Annotated in this window: 20 protein-coding genes and 1 riboswitch; of the genes, 5 read left to right on the top strand and 15 right to left on the bottom strand. The window is 46.0% G+C overall.

The annotated features are described in order from the left end of the window. Positions 1-22 precede the first annotated feature (22 nt). The 8 genes from OQ477_RS00340 to OQ477_RS00300 all read right to left on the bottom strand — a co-directional run bounded on the left by OQ477_RS00340 (position 23) and on the right by OQ477_RS00300 (position 6,913). The gene (locus tag OQ477_RS00340; protein ID WP_265971052.1) at positions 23-1,333 is read right to left on the bottom strand and encodes an ABC transporter permease; all 1,311 of its coding nucleotides are present in this window, start codon (positions 1,331-1,333) and stop codon (positions 23-25) included. Further along, the gene (locus tag OQ477_RS00335; protein ID WP_007408816.1) at positions 1,323-2,018 is read right to left on the bottom strand and encodes an ABC transporter ATP-binding protein; all 696 of its coding nucleotides are present in this window, start codon (positions 2,016-2,018) and stop codon (positions 1,323-1,325) included. Before OQ477_RS00335 ends, OQ477_RS00340 begins: the two co-directional genes overlap by 11 nt. A gap of 15 nt (positions 2,019-2,033) precedes the next feature. Continuing rightward, entirely contained in the window at positions 2,034-3,011 is a 978-nt protein-coding gene (locus OQ477_RS00330) for an ABC transporter permease (RefSeq protein ID WP_265971050.1), read from the bottom strand. Between the two features lie 36 nt (positions 3,012-3,047). Beyond that, complete coding sequence (locus tag OQ477_RS00325; RefSeq protein ID WP_265971049.1) at positions 3,048-4,034, bottom strand: ABC transporter permease; 987 nt, start codon at positions 4,032-4,034, stop codon at positions 3,048-3,050. Between the two features lie 15 nt (positions 4,035-4,049). Beyond that, complete coding sequence (locus tag OQ477_RS00320) at positions 4,050-5,036, bottom strand: ABC transporter permease subunit (RefSeq protein ID WP_265971048.1); 987 nt, start codon at positions 5,034-5,036, stop codon at positions 4,050-4,052. Further along, positions 5,030-5,908, bottom strand: a complete 879-nt coding sequence (locus OQ477_RS00315) for an ABC transporter ATP-binding protein (protein ID WP_265971047.1) — start codon at positions 5,906-5,908, stop codon at positions 5,030-5,032. Before OQ477_RS00315 ends, OQ477_RS00320 begins: the two co-directional genes overlap by 7 nt. Continuing rightward, entirely contained in the window at positions 5,901-6,293 is a 393-nt protein-coding gene (gene ytrA / locus OQ477_RS00310; RefSeq protein ID WP_003152275.1) for a GntR family transcriptional regulator YtrA, read from the bottom strand. Before ytrA ends, OQ477_RS00315 begins: the two co-directional genes overlap by 8 nt. Before the next feature lie 347 nt (positions 6,294-6,640). After that, the gene (locus tag OQ477_RS00300) at positions 6,641-6,913 is read right to left on the bottom strand and encodes a YtzC family protein (RefSeq protein WP_003152272.1); all 273 of its coding nucleotides are present in this window, start codon (positions 6,911-6,913) and stop codon (positions 6,641-6,643) included. A 236-nt stretch (positions 6,914-7,149) separates the two neighbouring features. Between OQ477_RS00300 and OQ477_RS00295 the strand changes: the two genes are divergently transcribed. The 3 genes from OQ477_RS00295 (at position 7,150) to OQ477_RS00285 (ending at position 9,013) form a co-directional block, all read left to right on the top strand. Beyond that, positions 7,150-8,118 (top strand): TIGR01212 family radical SAM protein, encoded by a 969-nt coding sequence (locus tag OQ477_RS00295; protein WP_007408822.1) that lies wholly within the window; start codon positions 7,150-7,152, stop codon positions 8,116-8,118. Further along, positions 8,115-8,696 carry a tRNA (mnm(5)s(2)U34)-methyltransferase gene (locus tag OQ477_RS00290; RefSeq protein WP_007613246.1) on the top strand — a complete coding sequence of 194 codons (582 nt, stop codon included), beginning with the start codon at positions 8,115-8,117 and terminating at the stop codon, positions 8,694-8,696. Before OQ477_RS00295 ends, OQ477_RS00290 begins: the two co-directional genes overlap by 4 nt. A 122-nt stretch (positions 8,697-8,818) precedes the next feature. Beyond that, positions 8,819-9,013 (top strand): hypothetical protein, encoded by a 195-nt coding sequence (locus OQ477_RS00285; protein WP_003152265.1) that lies wholly within the window; start codon positions 8,819-8,821, stop codon positions 9,011-9,013. A gap of 17 nt (positions 9,014-9,030) precedes the next feature. Here the strand turns inward: OQ477_RS00285 and OQ477_RS00280 are convergent, their stop codons facing one another. From OQ477_RS00280 to OQ477_RS00270, 3 genes are all read right to left on the bottom strand, one after another. Then, positions 9,031-9,840, bottom strand: coding sequence for a glycerophosphodiester phosphodiesterase family protein (locus OQ477_RS00280; RefSeq protein WP_265971045.1), 810 nt, complete (start codon positions 9,838-9,840; stop codon positions 9,031-9,033). A 110-nt stretch (positions 9,841-9,950) separates the two neighbouring features. Continuing rightward, on the bottom strand, positions 9,951-11,030 hold the full coding sequence (locus OQ477_RS00275) for a tetraprenyl-beta-curcumene synthase family protein (protein ID WP_025285155.1): 1,080 nt from the start codon (positions 11,028-11,030) through the stop codon (positions 9,951-9,953). Positions 11,031-11,050: 20 nt separating this feature from the next. Next, positions 11,051-11,830: an alpha/beta hydrolase gene (locus OQ477_RS00270; RefSeq protein WP_265971043.1), complete on the bottom strand. Its 780-nt coding sequence runs from the start codon at positions 11,828-11,830 to the stop codon at positions 11,051-11,053. 46 nt (positions 11,831-11,876) lie between these two features. Between OQ477_RS00270 and OQ477_RS00265 the strand changes: the two genes are divergently transcribed. Then, positions 11,877-12,392, top strand: coding sequence for a gamma carbonic anhydrase family protein (locus OQ477_RS00265; protein WP_029326247.1), 516 nt, complete (start codon positions 11,877-11,879; stop codon positions 12,390-12,392). Positions 12,393-12,568: 176 nt separating this feature from the next. Here OQ477_RS00265 and alaP read toward each other — a convergent pair whose 3' ends face one another. The 3 genes from alaP to metK form a co-directional block, all read right to left on the bottom strand. Next, on the bottom strand, positions 12,569-13,972 hold the full coding sequence (gene alaP / locus OQ477_RS00260; RefSeq protein WP_014418695.1) for an alanine permease AlaP: 1,404 nt from the start codon (positions 13,970-13,972) through the stop codon (positions 12,569-12,571). A 203-nt stretch (positions 13,973-14,175) separates the two neighbouring features. Next, on the bottom strand, positions 14,176-16,074 hold the full coding sequence (gene asnB / locus OQ477_RS00255; protein ID WP_003152255.1) for an asparagine synthase (glutamine-hydrolyzing): 1,899 nt from the start codon (positions 16,072-16,074) through the stop codon (positions 14,176-14,178). A 143-nt stretch (positions 16,075-16,217) separates the two neighbouring features. Beyond that, on the bottom strand, positions 16,218-17,420 hold the full coding sequence (metK, locus tag OQ477_RS00250) for a methionine adenosyltransferase (RefSeq protein WP_003152253.1): 1,203 nt from the start codon (positions 17,418-17,420) through the stop codon (positions 16,218-16,220). Between the two features lie 169 nt (positions 17,421-17,589). Continuing rightward, a riboswitch (SAM riboswitch) is annotated at positions 17,590-17,729 on the bottom strand. A 197-nt stretch (positions 17,730-17,926) separates the two neighbouring features. On the opposite strand from metK, the gene pckA reads away from it, so the two are divergent. Next, positions 17,927-19,510: a phosphoenolpyruvate carboxykinase (ATP) gene (pckA, locus tag OQ477_RS00245; protein WP_224182047.1), complete on the top strand. Its 1,584-nt coding sequence runs from the start codon at positions 17,927-17,929 to the stop codon at positions 19,508-19,510. Positions 19,511-19,552: 42 nt separating this feature from the next. Here the strand turns inward: pckA and OQ477_RS00240 are convergent, their stop codons facing one another. After that, a complete protein-coding gene (locus OQ477_RS00240; protein ID WP_003152249.1) occupies positions 19,553-19,795 on the bottom strand; it encodes a DUF2584 domain-containing protein in 243 nt (80 codons plus the stop codon). Between the last annotated feature and the right edge of the window lie 38 nt (positions 19,796-19,833).

Raw genomic sequence — 19,833 nt, 5'->3', positions numbered from 1 at the left:
ATGTCCAGCCGGCTTTTTTCCTTTACAGTTCTCTTCTTAATGCGGTCAGAACGTTGGTTTTTGTTGCTTTGCGGGCCGGATTCATACCGGAAATCACCGCGACCCCCGCACAAATGACAACTGCGATCACAACGAGGCTGAGCGGGATATAGGAGAAGGTATAATGAAGATCTTCTGCTCCGGTGTTTCCCCCTACCGCTTTTAAGATAACCGGCACAGCCAGATTGACGGCAAAACTCACTCCGTAAGAAATGATAATCCCGATGACAGAACCTAATATCCCGATATAGGCGCTTTCCATCAGGAACATTCTGCGGATGATGGACGGGCTTGCGCCGATCGCTTTCATAATCCCGATTTCCTGCGTTCGTTCCGTCACCGCCATCGTCATCGTATTGAAAATACCGATGGCAGAAATCACGACGGCGATAAAGCCGACAAAGATCAGGCCGATTTTAAAGACGAGGAAAAAGGTATTGACGCCCTTCAGCTCGGTAGTGACAGACCTGACATAAAAGCCGTCATCCGTGAGGTCTTGGGTAAGCTGATCAACATGATCGAATTTGTCCGCATACACATTGATGCTTTTTTCCGCATTTCCATTCTTCAGATCCAAGAATGTCGAGAAGTCTTTCTTGAATTGATCACTCACAAAAATATTTGTATCCTCCATCCAATCTTGGGACGGTTTTTTTGTAATTCCGACTACTTTAAAGTCGTACGTTTTCGTTTTCTCAACGTCTCCGTCTTTGTTTGTTTTGGAGATGCTGAGCTGTATCGTTTTATTAAGCAGGTCTTTCGTATAGCCTTTTGGTTTTTTCACCTCCGACATGTCGCCTTGGTGATCCTTTAACTCTTTGTCGTAAGCGTCAGCCTCTTTTTTCGTCAATAGGTTCTTCGCAAAATCATAGCCGACCACGATTTCATTCTCTGTGCGGGCGACCCTTCCCTGATCAAGCTCCATATTGGCTTTGACTTCATCGTTCATGTTTGTCAGCACAATGGCTGAATCTTCATTTGTTCGGTTTCCCAATGACGCTTTGTTCGGTTCATACACTTGTGTTCTTTCAACGACAGACTTGACATTTTTATACTTTTCCAAGTCTGATTTCTTCACGGCTTTTCCGTTATCTTGGCCGAGCACATTGATTTCCGTAACAATCTGCTGGCTCATCGTAATGTCTGTAATCGTTTTTTGGATGCCGAATCCGACGGACGCCAGCACCACTAAAAACGCGCACGCCATTGTCGTCGCCAGCACCGTCATGAAAACACGCAGCCGGTTTTTCTTCATATTTCTTCTGATAAAGTGAATCTGATCCTTAAATCTCAACCGTAACGCCCCCTTTTAATACACCGTCATGCAGCTGGAATTTTGAATGCGCGATCGAAGCGACTTCATCGTCATGCGTAATGATGACAAATGTAATCCCGCGCTCCCGGTTCAGCTGCTGAATTAATGCAAGCACCTCAAGTTCTGTTTCTGAATCAAGGCTTCCCGTCGGCTCATCAGCTAAAATAATTGACGGATTTAAAATCAAGGCTCTTGCGATACTGACACGCTGCTGCTGGCCGCCTGACAGCTCATTCGGATAATGATTCGCATGATTCTCAAGTCCGACCCGTTTCAGCATGTCCGCGACTTTCTGCTTGCGTTCAGACGGTTTGACGCCTTTTAAGGCAAGCGGCATTTCAACATTTTCATAGGTTGTCAGACTTGGAATGAGCTGAAAACTTTGAAAAATAAAGCCGAAATGCCCGAGGCGGAACTGCGCCCACTCTTTTTCACTGAAGCCCGTCACATCAGTGCCGTTAATGACGATACGGCCCTTCGTCGGCGCTATGTATCCGGATATTAAATTCAGAAGCGTTGATTTTCCGGAACCGCTCCGACCGACGATACAGGCAATTTCCCCTTTTTCAACGGTCAAAGAGACATCCTTCAGCACCGGAACCTCACTCTCTCTGCCTTTCCTGCCGATTTTAAATGAATGATCAATATGCTGTACTTCTATCACGTACACCACTCCCCCTTATATCTGTTTCGTTTTTTTATAGATGAAGTAATAACTGATGAAAAACCCGATAATCGCACCGAGAAGCATGCCGAATATGTAACCGGTATACGAGCCGTTATAAGCATATCCGCATACCCCCGCACTTCCCAGCATACTGAGCACCATGACGAGCACTTGAATGATGCGCTCAATGTGTTTGCTCAGGATAAAATGACCGCTTCGTTCACTCGGCATTTTCAGGAAATTCGCATAGCCGAATAGATAGAAACAAAATCCCATTAATGCGGAGATTAACAATGCGTGTTTGTAATACATCCATGATATATGGATGTAAGCGGCAGGCATGAAATAGATCAGAAATCCGCTCCAAGGGAAATCAATATCCGGCACAGCCTGCCTGCCAAAAAGGAACTCAGCGTTTAACAGGTAAATCGTCATAACCACGATCGGAAAGACGGAAACCGTGAACGCTGTGATCAGCTGCGCCGCTAAATTGCCCGTTATCGTGCCGGCAGCTGTCACTAATGCATAAATCATCAAGCTGATGACCAGCATCCCTGAGCTGAACGATTGAAAATGATTGACAGCGTCAGGTTTAAGCGCTAGAAACAATATGTCAGATACTCCGTAAGAAACAAACTGCGAGCTGGCTAACACGGCTGCTCCCAAGAAAAACTTCGTATGAAATATCCGGCTTCTCGAATACGGAAGACTCAGTGTAAACATCCTTTCAGCCCGGCCTCCTCTTATCAGAAAAAGCCCCATCATAACCGGAGGAATGAAATGCAGCCCAATCAAATTCCGATTGCTGTAATCAATGCTGAACGTACAAACTGAACCTGAATATTGATGAAGCGCACTCAAACAATCCTTATAGTGAAAATACTCATTTATAATTGCCAAAGGGCCTAAAATAGCTAAGAACCCCGCTGTAAGAAGCAGCAGCGTCTGCCGCTGCTTCCATTCTTTATAAAGCAAACCGCTAATCGGCACCTTGCTTTCCTCCAAACTGTTCATTTTCAAACAGATCTACATATGCTTTGACTTCCTGTAAACCGTAAAATAACTGATGAAAAACCCGATAATCGCGCCGAAGATAATGCCGGCTAAATAGCCGAACATCGTGTCTGTGACCCCATATCCGAAAACGCCGAAACCCATAACGGCAAAGGCAATCACCAAGATCTGCACCGGCCGGTCCAATTTTCTCCAAAGAAAGAATCTGCCGTTCCGTTCATTCGGATGTTTCAGAAAGCTGACGTAACCGATCAGATAAAAGACAAGGCTCATCACAATCGGAATGATTAAAACCAAATCCCTTTCTCTGATCCAGTCGTTAAACACATATCCAATAGGGGTTACAAATATAAAAAGACGGGATTCGATATAACTGCTGATAAAAGAAAATTGATCTCCGACACTAAAATCGAAAACGACCTCCAAATTCGCGGCCGGCAGACCGATGAGTAAAAAGGGCAGAACCGTTACTGTAAACGCCGTTAACAGCTGGGCGAATATCTGTCCCGTTAATGCGCCGGATGCCATTAACAAGGTGTAAGCCATAAAACTGATGACAATCATTCCGATTGAAAAATGATCAAAATCGTACGTATGGCTCGGTTTCAGCAAAGATATCAGCAATGACGCCGCTCCATAGCCTATCGCCTGAGGAACAACAATGACGGCCCCGCCGAGCCAGAATTTCGTCTGAAAGATTTGGCCTCTGCTGTAAGGCATGCTTAACAAAGCATCCATCGTTCCCTTTGTCCGTTCCAAGCCTAATAAGAAGACAGCAATGATGACACTCACAACCCAGCTGAAGGAAAGAGGCGACCCATTCGTATAATTGACAACGAATTCACAATCTTGAAGAGCTGGGTTATTCAAACATTCTTGATATGTTGAGTAGTTGTTATAAACCATAAAAGGGTTTGCCGCCATTAAAAGAATGCCGCTGCATAAAAACAACCACTGATTTTTTTTCCATTCTGTGTACAACAATCCCCGCGGTATCATTCCGGTCCTCCTCTCTTACACATGCTTCGTTTTTTTATAAATCACAAAATAACTGACCAAAAATCCGATCGCTCCTCCGACCAGCATCCCGGCCACATACCCTGTCATCGTATGTCCCGTCGAGTACCCCGCCAGGCCAAAACCGAGAACGGCGATTATGATCACCACAATCTGAATGGGCCGGTCAAGCTGTCTCCAGAGAAAAAAACGGCCGTTCCGTTCCACAGGCTGCCTGACATAGCAAAAGTACCCGATGGCATAAAATACAATGCTCATCACTGCCGGGATAATTAATATATACTTGCTGGCAGATACCCAATCTGTATCAATGTACATGATCGGATTCAAGTATTGAAAAAGATTGTATACTTTGATATAAGCATCGACTGACGGCATCAGCTCATACATGCCGGCTCCGAAGATGACTTCTACATTAGACAACGGCAACGTAATGATCAGGTATGGTGATATCGACACAGCAAACGCCGTTAACAGCTGGGCGAACGTATTCCCCGTTAAGCAGCCCGCGCTCGCAACCAATGTAAAAGCCAAAACACTCACAATAATCTCTCCGACGCTGTAATGGTGAAAGAAATATACGCGCTCAGGCTTTAACAGAAGAATGAGCAGCTCAGCCAGCCCGTAGCCGATCACCTGAGCGCCGGCAATGACCGCCGCCCCGAGCCAAAATTTAGTGTGAAACACCTGAGCGCGGGAATAAGGCAGACTGAAAAGCGTATCAATCGTTCCTTTTGTGCGCTCCAGTCCGAATAAGCAAACCGCTAAGATGACAGCGGGCGCCCAGTTTAAGTTCAGCATTCCGCTCTCCAGAGAATTCACATAAAAGTTACAATATGCTTCCGGGGTGTCCAGACAGCCTTGATAGACCAGATAGGTATTTAACACTTCAAATGGATTGACCGCCGCTAAAAAAATGCCGACCATCACAAGAACAGTTCGATTCTGCACCCATTCCCTGTACAGCAATCCCCTGTCTACCATCTCCGGTTCCCTCCAAACTTCGCGATGAAGACTTCTTCTAAATTCACAGGAAGTTCGTTCCATACTTTCGGCTGCAGCTCTTGCAGAAACTTCTTTTTCTTTTCATCGTTCTTTTGAATCAGCACCGTATAAAACACACCGGCATGGTCGAGAATCGGTATGTTTTGTTCTCTGATCTTCAAGGCGACGTCCTCTTCAAATGCCATTTGGATTTTCATGTACTCTTCCTTCATATCATCCAAGTCCATCACATTCGTCAGCTGATTTCCTTCCAAAAACCCGATCCGGTTGCACATTCGCTCAATATCTTCTAAACGGTGTGAGGTAATCAGAATGCTCGTTTCCCGTTCAGCCACTTCATCCACCATAAGCTGAAGCACGTCATGACGCGTTACGGCGTCAATTCCGTCCGTCGGTTCATCCAAAAGGATGAGAGCCGGGCGTGAAGCAAAGGCAAGGACGAGCGCAAGCTGTTTTTTCAGGCCTGTCGATAATTCACGGTATTTCTTCGTTTCCGGAATGCCGTACCTGTTCATCAGCTCATTGGCGTAAGTCACATCAAAATTCGGATAGATTCTGTTTACAATCGCAACAAGCTGTTTATATGTATACTTGTCATAAAAAGGATTTTCAACAGGCATATAAATGATGTTCTGTTTTACTTTCGGATGCCGCTTTATTTCCACCTGATTAAATAAAACCGTCCCTTGATCCGGCAGCAGAATCTGCTGAATGAGCCGGAGCAGTGTTGTTTTCCCTGATCCGTTTCGCCCGAGCAGCCCGAAAATTTCCCCTTTTCCGATGGTGAGCGAAATATCCTTGAGCACTTCTTTACCGTCTATCGTTTTTGAGAGATTCCGTAATTCAATCATGATCCTTGCCTCCTTTCACATCAGCGCTGATTTCCTTTATCCATTCCTGCAGCTTCTCCAGCTCAACTCCCGCGTAATGGGCATCGATGATGAGCTGTTTCAATTGCTCTTTTATCATCGTCATCTTCCCTTCAACCAATGTCGTTTTTGCATTCTCCGATATATACGTTCCTCTTCCCCTCAGCGTTTCAATGACACCATCGCGTTCGAGCTCCTTGTACGCTTTGCTGACTGTGTTCGGATTGGCGATAATGATCGTTGCCAATTCCCTGACAGAAGGAAGTTTATCCCCCGGCTTCATGATCCCTTTTAAACAAAGCTCTTTCAGTTGCTGTATGATCTGCTCATAAATCGGAGTTGAGCTTCTCGGATCGATTTGAATCATTTACTTCCCTTCTTTCTTTTACGAGCTGCTCTCTCTCTTTAAATGTTCTGCCATTGAAAACCGATGACGACAAGAACGACAAACAGACTGCTGGCCAAAACCGAGGCGGCGATAATAAGAGGCACATCTTGTTTTACGGATCTTTTGTTTTTCATAAAAGTTCCCCTTCCCTATGCTTAACATTTATATGTCGATTTCATTTTTCGAGTGTTTTATGTGTATTACATCAAGTAGTACACGTAATACAATAAACACACTCCGCCCTATTGTCAATTCTTTTTTTAAAAAAATACAAAAAAACCCGCCGGAATTCCGGCAGGTTTGCTGAACCATTTGAAACGGCGCGGTCAGTAATCAAAATTACGCTGCAAAATCATATTGTTTTGCAAGGTCTGCAGCTGCAATCTCATTCGATAAAGCTGCTCTCTTTGCTGATCATTCGCAGATAATGACAGCTTGTTTAATTCATTCACCGCGTTTTCAAGCATCATTTGCGCTTCACTGTACTCATTATCATTATAATGCTCTTGTTTCGAAGCGGTCATAAATTGCTCATTCGCAAATTCATACGCCTGTTCGCTTCTTTGGAGATGTTCATCTACTGATTGTCTTGTTGCCAACGAAACCCCTCCTCAGTGAATGGGAAATCAAACTTAGTTTGAGCGGACCAAAAATAATAACACCCGAAGGTTGAAGGAAAGAGAACCAAATTTTCCGTGTTTAACTAAAGGAATGAGAATCCTGCCTGCAGTCATAATAAACAAAAGAAAGCCGCATCCTGTTTTCAGATTGTGAACCCTCATCATTCATGCTACAATTTTAGGATGCATCTGATGTGAGGGAGGCTTTTTGAACATTGAACGAGAATAACCCTTTTCCTTATTCAAATACGGAAAAACGGTACCATACATTAAATTATCATCTGCGGGAGCATTTCGGGCATAAAGTGTTTAAAGTCGCGCTTGACGGCGGTTTTGACTGCCCGAATCGGGACGGCACGGTTGCACACGGAGGCTGCACATTCTGCAGCGCGGCGGGCTCCGGCGATTTTGCCGGCAATCGGGCCGATGACTTACTCACGCAATTTCACGATATCAAAAACCGCATGCACGAAAAGTGGAAAGACGGCAAATATATCGCATATTTCCAAGCGTTCACGAATACGCATGCCCCGGTAGAGGAGCTGCGAGAAAAATTCGAATCCGTCCTCAAGCTTGACGGCGTTGTCGGCATGTCGATCGCGACCCGTCCGGATTGCCTTCCGGACGATGTCGTGGAATATTTGGCCGAACTGAATGAGCGGACCTATTTGTGGGTTGAACTCGGGCTGCAGACCGTGCATGAGCGGACCGCCCTTCTGATCAACCGCGCCCATGATTTTGACTGCTATGTTGAGGGCGTCAATAAACTAAGAAAACACGGCATCCGCGTTTGTTCCCATATCATTAACGGGCTTCCGCTTGAAAACAGGGACATGATGATGGAGACGGCCAAAGCCGTCGCTGATTTGGATGTGCAAGGCATTAAAATTCACCTGCTTCACTTATTAAAAGGCACACCGATGGTGAAGCAATATGAAAAAGGAAAGCTGGAGTTCCTTTCTCAAGAAGAATATGTAAGTCTTGTATGTGATCAGCTCGAAATCATTCCCCCGGAAATGATCGTACACCGCATTACGGGAGACGGGCCGATCGAATTAATGGTCGGACCGATGTGGAGCGTCAATAAGTGGGAAGTACTGGGCGCCATTCAAAAAGAGCTGGAAACACGGGGAAGCTATCAAGGGAAGCTCTTCAGAAAGATCGGGGAGGAGACCGCCCTATGACCTTGATGCACATCCTCCCTTTCAGTAAAGAATTGCTGAAGTCCGCCGCACAGGAAGGTGATATCACGGTTGACGCGACGATGGGCAACGGACATGATACATATTTCCTGGCCGGCCTTGTCGGTGAGACAGGACATGTCCATGCCTTTGATATTCAAGCGGACGCACTCGCTAAAACGAAGGAGCGGCTCGGTGCCGACTTCGGCCCGCGCGTCACGCTTCACCATAAGAGCCATGATCAAATAAAGGCATCGCTGCCTGAAGATGCGCACGGTCGTGTGGCTTGCGCCGTGTTTAATCTCGGCTATCTGCCCGGCGGCGATAAAAGCATTACGACAAACGGTCACTCAACCATTTCCGCGATCGAACAGCTCCTTGAACTGCTGAAGGAGAACGGGCTGATCGTTCTCGTTGTGTACCACGGGCATCCTGAAGGCAAGACGGAAAAAAGTGCATTACTGGAGTACTGCAGCAATCTTGATCAGGAAAAAGCGCGCGTGCTGAGCTACGGCTTTCTCAACCAGCGAAACGACCCTCCGTTTATTATAGCGATTGAAAAGAAATCTGCCGGCAAATAAAGAATCGGCCTGTCATAAGCGGGCCGATTCTTTTTGTGTTTACTTTTCAAGAAAAATCAATTACTATGAAATAATGGAAAAAAGCACATCTTTTAAGTGTAACATCTGGGAGGAGCGGCAGTTTGAATATTCTTCGCATCATATTTTCAAGTGTTCCCTATGTGATGTTCGTCATCATTTTATCAAGACATTTAGGATTTGAGTTCGCAAAAACCTATTACTGGTGGTTTGCTGCATTTTTTGTCATCGGGCTGATCGGCAAATTCGCAATGCACCTTGCGGCAAAAAAGAAACCGTTAAAAAAAGAGACAGCGTAAAATGCGCATGTCTCTTTTTATTTACTTTTTTGCAGCACGCTGCGTGTATAAGCGGGATTGTTTGTAAAGATACCATCTGCTTTTTGTTTCAGCATAATAGGCGTCAGCGTATGCTCGTCTTCCTTATCAAAAAACACGTGCACTTTCATCTTATTGTGATGAATGCGCTTCACGACTGCTTCATTTGCCAATTTGGCGTTGAGCCCGACTGTATCAGCATACGTTCTGATGGTTTGCAGCTGCTTATCATTTATCTCCTCAGCTTCGTTATCTTTTAATAATCGAACAAGAGGAACTTTTTTATTCATAGATCGAACTTTTTTTAAGCTCTTCCCGCTAAAAGACTCAATGACTGCTTTTTGGCTGGAAATCAGCTTATGTTTTTGTAATATGTCAATCAGTTTCTTTTCCATCATCAGGCTGCCGTTGCTTTCTCTTGTCTCAATATAGTAATTGGCAGTTTGTCCAAATTTCTGTATGATTTCTTCTAATGTTAAAATCTTTTCTCCTTTTCCCGCATTCAGTTTCTTAACCTGAGCCAAAGACAGATCATCTGTCATCCCTTTACCATCTGTTGTCCGATCTACCGTTTTATCGTGAATTGCAATCAGATGGCCGTCCTTTGTCTCCCGTAAGTCTATCTCAATATAATCTGCTTCGTCTTTAATGGCACGCGCATAAGACAAAGCTGTATGTTCCGGCTCAATCGCAGAAGAGCCCCTGTGCGCTATCAAGACAGGATGATAGCCGGCGGAAGCATGGATGACGGAGCAGCCTCCGGAAATGGAAAGTAATGCTATGACCGCTAAATACTTTAATTTTTTCATAAAATTAAAGTATCATATTCTGCAGATGCAAACAATGTTTCATTTCATACTTCACGTCATAAATAAAAAACTGCGCCGTCATGATGTACACGAGAGGCGCAGTTCACCCATTACGAACTTTTCGTCCAAGCCATCTTCTGAAATTTGCGGTAGGCTCTTCCGTTAATATAAAAGAAAAATGACGTTTTTCCGCTTGCCCTGATCAGCTTTCGCGCGAGGCGGCCCATTTCTTTTTGGCCGGCGACTTTGTCATCGGATAAATAGACGCCGAGAAGCCCCCTGTTGATCAGCCGGTGAAAATTTTCATGCGGAATGCCTTGCAAATGTTCATCCGCTTTTTCAATAAAATGCTGCAGTCTCTGCATCATTTCTTCATGAGACTGATAATACGTACAGAAATTCAGATCGCCTTCAAGCAGATCCTCTTCCTGGTCAATTAAATAATCGAGCAGTATGTGCAGCCCTTGTATGTACGGAAAATAACTGCTGCGGATTTTCTCAGCGGTATGTTCGTTAAAATCAGGCTGGAATGAGTAAGCAACGAGACAGAAAATGCCTAACGTCGATCCGGCGCAGGCCGAGAACTCAAACCACTCCATTTCCGGAAGCTGTGACCGGTACTGCTCAAACCAGCCTTTAAGCCTCGGCACGCGTTCATGCTCAACGACATGCTTATGAACCTGAAGGTCGCAATAATAATCACACAGCTCAAGCAAATAAGGTTTAATGATACCGTAATGTTCTATTGACCCGAGCACCCGCTGGCATGTTCTCACCAGCTCATGAAGATAACCGCCGTCATCCCGCTCGTCTCTGTACTGATAGTACGGCCGCACCTCGGCGCCGACCGTCAGCGCGTCACGCATGGAGAGATGAAGCATGCGGAAGTCCTCGGGATCAAGCGAGGTGCTGCGGTCGCACAGATTGTCCAGATAATCACTGATTGTCTGATACGCGATGATAAATTGCACGCATTTCTGTTTCTGCTCTCCCGAAAGCAGGGCTAAAATGCCGCCGCCTTCACAATGAAACGATTTATCGCGGATACTTGCGGCCGCCTGCTGCCGCAGTTCGGTATTTTTAATGGAATCTGATTTTTCCCGCCACATGTTCAATTCCTGATGAACGAGCGGAAAAATTTCCCGATACACTTTTGCCATAAGGTTAAAAGGATGTTCCGGTACTGTCAACATATGCACCCCCAGCGAATTCAAATATACTGATCTGTAAAGGCTTTTGCCGCCTTAAACACAGTTTCTCTTTCCGGTTCATTAAAAATTTCATGATAAAGCCCTTCCCATTCCCGGTACGATTTATTATGGGAAGCCACACCGGAAAACCATTTGCGGACCTTCATTTTATCGACGATTTTGTCATCACCGCCCTGCATAAGCAAAAGCGGCACCTTTAAAAACGAATCAGTCGGCACCATAGCGGCATCAATGGTTTTTAAAAGCTCTCTGTACCATCTTACGGATACCTTCGTGACATATAAAGAATCGTTTTGATCCGCTTCAATCATATCCGCATTCCTCGTTGCCATATCAGGTGATAAGCCGGAATCCACTCTGAGGGACGGAGCGAGGACGTTCAGTCCTTTAGACGCAAAATCAAGGACTTTATTGACTTTTATTTGCAGACCCAGACAAGGTGATGATAAAATGAGTGCCGTAATACGGGGATTTCTCTGCTGCTTAAACCATTCTATCGCAATCAGTCCGCCCATGCTGTGGCCCAAAAGGAAAACGGGCGCTTCAAGCGTTCTCGCTTTATCAATCCATATATCTACTTCATCAATGTATTCTTGGAAAGAGCGAATATGCCCTCTGGCGCGGGTCGACGTTCCCTGACCGGGCAAATCGCCCATCACCACGTTATATCCGGAAGATCTCCACATTTCAACGAGCCATTTATAGCGCCCGTGGTATTCGCTCGCCCCGTGGATAATGACAATGGTACCGACGGGCCTGTCTGCTTTCCAAGTCCACATGCAGTTCACCTCTTACATAAATTTAGAGAAAGAAGGATGAGACATGATAATCTACCCTTATAAACAATTTACGCCTGACATACATCCTGAAGCGTTCATTGCGGATAACGCCGTCATTACGGGCGACGTCGTGATCGGAGAACAATCGAGCATTTGGTTCTCAGCCGTCATCCGGGGGGATGTTGCGCCGACAAGGATCGGAAAAAGAGTCAGCATACAAGACTTGAGCTGTCTGCATCAAAGTCCGAACCGCCCGCTTCTTATTGAAGATGACGTCACGATCGGCCATCAGGTTACACTGCACAGCGCAATCATCAGAAAGAATGCTTTAATCGGTATGGGCTCCGTCATTCTTGACGGGGCGGAAATCGGAGAAGGCGCATTTATCGGCGCCGGAAGTCTCGTTCCTCCGGGCAAAACCATTCCTCCCGGCTGTCTTGCGTTCGGCCGGCCCGCAAAGGTTATCCGCCGGCTGACAGAAGAAGACATACGGGACATGGAAAGAATCAGAACGGAATATGTTGAAAAAGGCCGATACTATAAAACACTGCAAGAGAAATAAAAATAGATCAGCTTTGTTTTACTACTGTACCATTTTTCAAAATATTATTTAAGTAAAAACCATTTGCATTCTCCCGATTGTCAGGAAACAGAAGCAAAATGTTCAGGAATTTGTTTTATTCTTCCCCCGCCGGCCCGATCCTATGAAAAAAAGAGCCCATGTCCCGGGCTCTTTTTTTACGCTTTTTCGGCGAATGTCTGTCCGTTTTCCAGATCTATGTCTTTTCTTTTATGGAAACCTTTTCCGTAATAGGCGGCTAATAATATGCCGAACCAGACAGGACCGATGATGACGGCCACCCGGGTCTCTGCATCAAAAGCCATCAGCACAACGACAAAAGCCAGAAATGCCAGCGAGATATATGAGGAAAAGGGGTATAAAGGCATTTTATATTTCAGTTTTTTCCGTTGTTCCGGCTGTAAGCTTTTACGGTATTTCATTTGGGAAAGCAAAATAATCGACCATGTCCAAATCGCCCCGAACGTCGCAATGCTCGTCACCCACGTAAACACTTTCGCCGGCACCACGTAGTTCAGCAAAACGCCGATGCACAACGCGCCCGCTGAAACCAATACCGCTTTTCCCGGCACACCGCCTTTTGTGACCGTACCGTATGCTTTAGGCGCTTCATTTTGCTCCGCCAGATTGAACAGCATGCGCCCCGTGCTGAAGATCCCGCTGTTGCAGGAAGAAAGAGCCGCCGTCAATACGACAAAATTAATGATTCCGGCTGCAGCGGGTATTCCGATTTTTTCAAATGTCAAAACAAACGGGCTTCCGCCTGAACCGATTTCCTGCCACGGATAAATTGACATAATGACAAACAAAGCTCCGACGTAAAAAATGAGAATGCGCCAAAAAACAGTATCTATGGCCCGCGCCAGTGATTTTTCCGGATTTTTGACCTCACCGGCTGTAACACCGATCAGCTCAATCCCGAGATAGGCAAACATGACCATTTGAAGCGACAGCAGCACCCCTTTAATCCCATTCGGGAAAAAGCCGCCGTGGCTCCATAAATTGCTGATTCCGAGCGCAACGCCTCCGTTTCCGAGACCGAATACGATCATCACCAGACCGATCGCGATCATTGACAGAATCGCCAAGACTTTAATGAGCGCAAACCAGAATTCAAGCTCACCGTACGCTTTGACCGCCAGAAAGTTGACAGCCGTCATAATGACGAGTGCACAAAGCGCCCAGATCCATGACGGCACGTCAGGGAACCAGTAGCCCATATAAATGCCGACCGCGGTGATTTCCGCCATGCAGGTAACAACCCATAAAAACCAATAATTCCAGCCTGTTAAAAACCCGGCAAGCGGACCGAGATAATCTCTGGCATACCGGCTGAATGAGCCGGCTACAGGCTTTTGAATCGCCATTTCCCCTAATGCCCGCATAATAAAAAACATAATCAGTCCGCTGCAGGCGTAAGCGGCTAAAATCCCCGGCCCGGCAAGCTTTATGGCAGAAGCCGACCCGAGAAACAGCCCGACTCCTATCGCGGCGCCCAACGACATAAGCGAGATATGCCGCTCTTCCAAGCCGCGGTGAAGCGTTTTTTCTTTGTTTTGCATAACTCTCCCTCCCCCTGATTTTGACAAAGAAACACAAACCGAGACGAAATAGCCAGAAAACACTTTCCGGAATCTACCCGATTAGTCCTATTATAACCTTTTTCTGAATATTGCGTAATACTTTGTCGAAAACAGAGCGGAATAGACGGTTTACAAAAAAACAATAGAAAAAAGGCTTTCGATAACATCGAAAGCCTTTTGGATTAAACGAAAATGACTTCTTTCGGCTGATGATTCAGCTCTTCCGGCACCAGTCTTTTTTCGACATTGATGCTGTGCCAGATCATGAAGATCAGCACGGTCCAGATTTTGCGGCTGTTGTCCGCTCTGTCGGCACAATGATCTTCCAGAAGCTGAAGGACATAATCCTTTTCAATATAAGCATCTGTTTCACTTTCACGAATGATGTTGCGAACCCATTCGTTCATTTCATTTTTCAGCCAGTGGCGGATCGGCACAGGGAAGCCGAGTTTTTTGCGGTTAAGCACATGATCAGGCACTACTCCTTCAGCAGCTTTGCGCAGAAGGTATTTCGTCGTGCCGTTTTTCGTTTTCAGTTCATCCGGAATTTTAGAAGCCACGTCAAACACGACTTTATCAAGGAACGGCACGCGCAGTTCCAATGAGTTGGCCATCGTCATTTTGTCAGCCTTTAACAGGATGTCGCCGCGCATCCACGTATGGATGTCAACATACTGCATTTTATTAATGTCGCTGTATGAACGGCTTTCCGTAAAGTACGGCTTCGTGACATCACGGTATGAAAGCTCTGGATTGTAATGTTTGAGCAGCTGTTTTTTCACGGGCTCTTCAAAAATCTTCGCATTACCGATATAGCGCTCCTCAAGCGGTGTGCAGCCGCGGACTAAGAGGCTTTTCCCTCTCATTCCTTCAGGCATGACGGACGCCACATGAAGAAGCATTTTTTTCAGACCGGACGGAATGCGTTCAAACGGTTTAAGCGAAAGCGGTTCGCGGTAAATATTGTACCCGCCGAACAGCTCGTCCGCGCCTTCCCCGGATAACGCGACCGTTACATGTTTTTTCGCTTCTTTCGCGACAAAGTACAAAGGAATCGCCGCCGGATCTGCAAGCGGGTCATCAAAGTGCCAGACGATTTTCGGAAGCTCGTTCATATACTCCTCAGGAGAAATGACTTTGCTGATGTTTTCAATCCCGAGCGCGGCAGCCGTTTCCTTCGCTACGTCAACCTCACTGAAGCCTTGCTGCTCAAAACCGACGGAAAATGTTTTAAGGCTCGGGTGAAATTCTTTCGCAACTGAGACGATAAAAGAAGAGTCGATACCGCCGGATAGAAACGAACCGACAGGCACGTCACTTCTCATGTGGACTTTGACAGAGTCAAAGATTGCGTCTCTGACTTCTTTCACCAATTTATCTTCATCAGACTGAACAGGCTTAAAGTTCGCTTTGAAATATGTTTTAAACGCGATATCGCCTTCCGGGCGGATCGTAAACTGGCTGCCCGGCTCGACCTTTTTCACTTCAGCGTCAAGCGTGCTCGGTTCAGGAACGAATTGGAAAGACATATATTGCTGTAAAGAAGCTGTATCAAGATCAATGCCGTTTTGAGCGGCCATTAAACTTTTTCTTTCAGATGCAAAATATACTTTATCCCCGATGGTTGTGTAATACAGCGGTTTAATGCCGAACGGGTCTCTCGCGCCGTACATGACGCGGTCAGCTTTGTTCCAGATTAAAAACGCAAACATTCCGCGAAGCTTTGAAGCAGCTTCTTCTTTATAATGACGGTATGTCGCAAGGAGCACTTCGGTATCGGAATCTGTATTGAAAGTGTAGCCTTTCGCTTCAAGCTCTTCTCTCAATTCAATGTAGTTATAGATTTCGCCGTTAAAAATGATCCAATATTTTTCGTCTTCATATGATAAAGGCTGTCCGCCGTTTTCTACGTCAATAATACTGAGCCGTCTAAAGCCGAATCCGACGTGCTCATCATGATAATACCCATCGCTGTCAGGACCGCGGTGAACGATCATTTGGTTCATTTGTTTGATTAGCTCTTCTTGATCTGCGGTTTGAGTTAATGGATGCTTATTAAAAACACCGACAAATCCACACATAGTATAGCCTCCATAAGTGTAATTTTCTAATTGGACCCCCTTTTTATAGACGCTTTGTTACGCCATTGGTTTCACGCTATGTAAAAAATAAGCATGGCAGCATCTACAAAAAGGGAAAGCCGCTTAAGTAAGCGGCTATAAAATTATTCTCCTAGTGCTTCTTTGCGAAGCGCATCCGCCTTGTCAGTACGCTCCCAAGGAAGATCCACATCATGACGTCCGAAGTGGCCGTAAGCAGCTGTCTGCTTATAGATCGGGCGGCGCAGATCAAGCATTTTAATAATGCCGGCAGGTCTCAGGTCGAAGTTATTCCGTACGACTTCGATCAGTTTTTCTTCAGAAGCTTTTCCTGTATCAAATGTATTGATGGAAATAGAAACAGGCTGTGCCACGCCGATTGCGTATGCAAGCTGCACTTCACAAGAATCAGCAAGACCTGCTGCCACGATGTTTTTCGCTACGTATCTCGCAGCGTATGCCGCAGAACGGTCTACCTTCGTCGCATCCTTACCGGAGAATGCGCCGCCGCCGTGACGTGCATATCCGCCGTATGTGTCTACGATGATTTTACGGCCGGTAAGACCCGCATCACCTTGAGGTCCGCCGATTACGAAACGTCCCGTAGGGTTGATGAAGTATTTTGTCTCTTCATCGATCAGTTCCTCAGGCACGACAGGATTAATGACATGCTCTTTCAGATTGCGCTGAATCTGCTCAAGCGTAATTTCCGGGTGGTGCTGAGTTGAAATAACGATCGCGTCGATGCGGACCGGCTTGTTGTTTTCATCATATTCAACGGTAACTTGCGTTTTGCCGTCAGGGCGAAGGTACGGAAGAATGTCTTCTTTGCGGACTTCGCTCAAACGGCGGGCTAATTTATGCGCCAAAGAGATCGGAAGCGGCATAAGCTCTTTCGTTTCGTTACACGCATAACCGAACATCAGGCCTTGGTCTCCCGCTCCGATTGCTTCGATTTCAGCATCGCTCATTGTGCCTTCACGCGCTTCAAGAGCCTGATCGACACCCATTGCGATATCCGCAGACTGTTCATCAATTGATGTTAAAACAGCGCAAGTCTCCGCATCAAATCCATATTTGGCGCGTGTGTAGCCGATTTCTTTAATCGTTTCACGGACTGTTTTCGGAATGTCAACGTATGTTGAAGTAGTAATCTCTCCGCTTACCAGCACAAGTCCTGTCGTTACAGATGTTTCGCAGGCCACGCGCGCGTTCGGGTCATTTTTTAAAATCTCATCTAAGATACTGTCAGAAATTTGGTCACAGATTTTGTCCGGATGACCCTCAGTAACAGATTCAGATGTAAATAGTCGACGGTTTTTACTCATTCACTTTTCCTCCTGAAAAAAGATCTTTTGCAAGACCTTCTCATATGATACGGAACTCGCTCCCTCTTAATACAATGTCATACTATATCAGAGAATGTTAATTGGCATATTTTATGAAATAAAAAAACCTTTTCCACTCGAGGAAAGGGTTTGGTCTGTGTGCCTTTCACTCTTATCGCTCAAGGAAAATATTAAACCTTGCATCAGGTTAGCACCTTGGTTTCCCACAGTGTTTTCACCTGCTTTTTTACAGAGAAACCGGTTGCTGGGCTTCATCGGGCCTGTCCCTCCGCCAGCTCGGGATAAGAGTATCCGCTCAATGAAATATCTTATCGTAAAAGGGCGGAAAGTGTCAATATGAATTAAAGCGATTACGCGCCTTTATTTCGGGAAGCAATGGAAAAACACAAACAAAAAACCTCAAATAGTATAGACTATTTTTGGATATATGTTATACTAATTCCACATTCAGCGAAATACAAATAAACCGGCAAAGGAAGGTTTTTATGAAATTAGTTGATTTAACCGCAGATCTACAAGCATTACTTGCAAGTCCGAATGTGCATCATAATTTATCGGCTCCAAAACTTACCGAAAAAGTGATCAGCCGAAATGAAGGAACGCTGACATCAACGGGCGCCGTACGCGCCACCACCGGCGCATATACAGGCCGGTCACCTAAAGATAAATTTATCGTCCGTGAACAAAGCACAGAAAATCAAATTGATTGGGGCGCGGTGAATCAGCCCATTTCAGAAGAGGCGTTTGAAAAGTTGTACGCCAAAGTCGTCAGCTACTTAAAACAGCGGGATGAACTGTTTGTTTTTGAAGGATTCGCGGGGGCGGATGAAAAATACAGACTGCCGATTACGGTCGTAAATGAATTTGCGTGGCACAATTTATTCGCGCGCCAGCTGTTTATCAGACCGGAGACGGATGAAAGAGATCCGCAAGCGCAGCCTTTCACCATTCTCTCAGCTCCGCATTTTAAAGCAGATCCGGAGACGGACGGCACGCATTCGGAAACATTTATCATTGTCTCTTTCGAAAAGCGCGTCATTTTAATCGGCGGCACCGAATACGCCGGAGAAATGAAAAAATCAATATTCTCCATTATGAACTTCCTGCTTCCGCAGCAGGATATACTGCCGATGCATTGCTCAGCCAATGTCGGTGAAAAAGGCGATGTCGCCCTGTTTTTCGGCCTTTCCGGCACAGGGAAAACGACGCTTTCAGCCGATGCGGACCGCAAACTGATCGGCGATGACGAGCACGGCTGGTCAGATTCCGGCGTTTTCAACATTGAAGGCGGATGTTACGCTAAATGTATCAATCTGAGCGAGGAAAAAGAACCGCAGATTTTTCGTGCGATCCGCTTCGGGTCTGTTCTTGAGAATGTCGTGCTTGATGAAAAAACGGGTGAAGCGGATTACGACAATTCCTTCTACACGGAAAACACAAGAGCCGCATATCCGATTGAGATGATCGGCAATATCGTGCAGCCGAGCATTGCCGGCCATCCGCAGGCGATCGTCTTTTTAACGGCGGACGCATTCGGCGTGCTTCCTCCGATCAGCAAACTGACGAAGGAACAGGCGATGTATCATTTCTTAAGCGGGTACACCAGTAAACTCGCGGGAACCGAGCGCGGCGTGACATCTCCGCAAACGACTTTCTCGACGTGTTTCGGTTCACCGTTCCTTCCGCTTCCGGCGCATGTATATGCCGAAATGCTCGGGCATAAAATCGACGAACACGGCGTTCAAGTCTTCCTGGTCAACACAGGCTGGACCGGCGGAGGGTACGGAGTCGGAGAACGGATGAAACTTTCGTATACAAGAGCGATGGTCAAGGCCGCTATTGAAGGCAGACTGAACCAGACTGACATGACGGCAGACAGCATTTTCGGCCTGCGCAGCCCCGTTCATGTTCCGGGCGTTCCGAATGAAGTTCTTCAGCCTGAAAACACGTGGAGCGATAAACAAGCATACAACGAAAAAGCGCTGTTTTTAGCCAATGAGTTTAAAGAAAACTTTAAAAAGTTTTCCCATGCAGACTCGATTGCCAAAGCCGGCGGACCTCTCGTGTAATCAAAAAAGCCAAGGGCGTTTATGCCCTCGGCTTTTGTTTTTTCAGTTTGTCGAATGAAGCGACGTGAGTCTGTATGTAATGCTTGTCCGGCCGTTCGCCCATTCGAGCTTTTGGACCTCGCCGGTGCCGGATTTCTCGCCGGTTTTCGTTTTGCGCACGTCCATCGGAATATCAAGAGGATAGACGCGGTAGCCCTCTTTCTCCAATAAAAAGATATTTTCCTCTATCCGTTTTTCATTGCCTTTTGTCACAATCATGGTATTAAATTCAACAGGCATTCCCAAAATGAAAATCCCCTTTCATTCTCTTATTCTTTATTATC

The sequence above is a fragment of the Bacillus sp. ChL18 genome, from assembly GCF_026241425.1.
Lineage (GTDB): Bacteria > Bacillota > Bacilli > Bacillales > Bacillaceae > Bacillus > Bacillus velezensis.
This window is presented reverse-complemented; position numbering and strand designations above follow the sequence as displayed.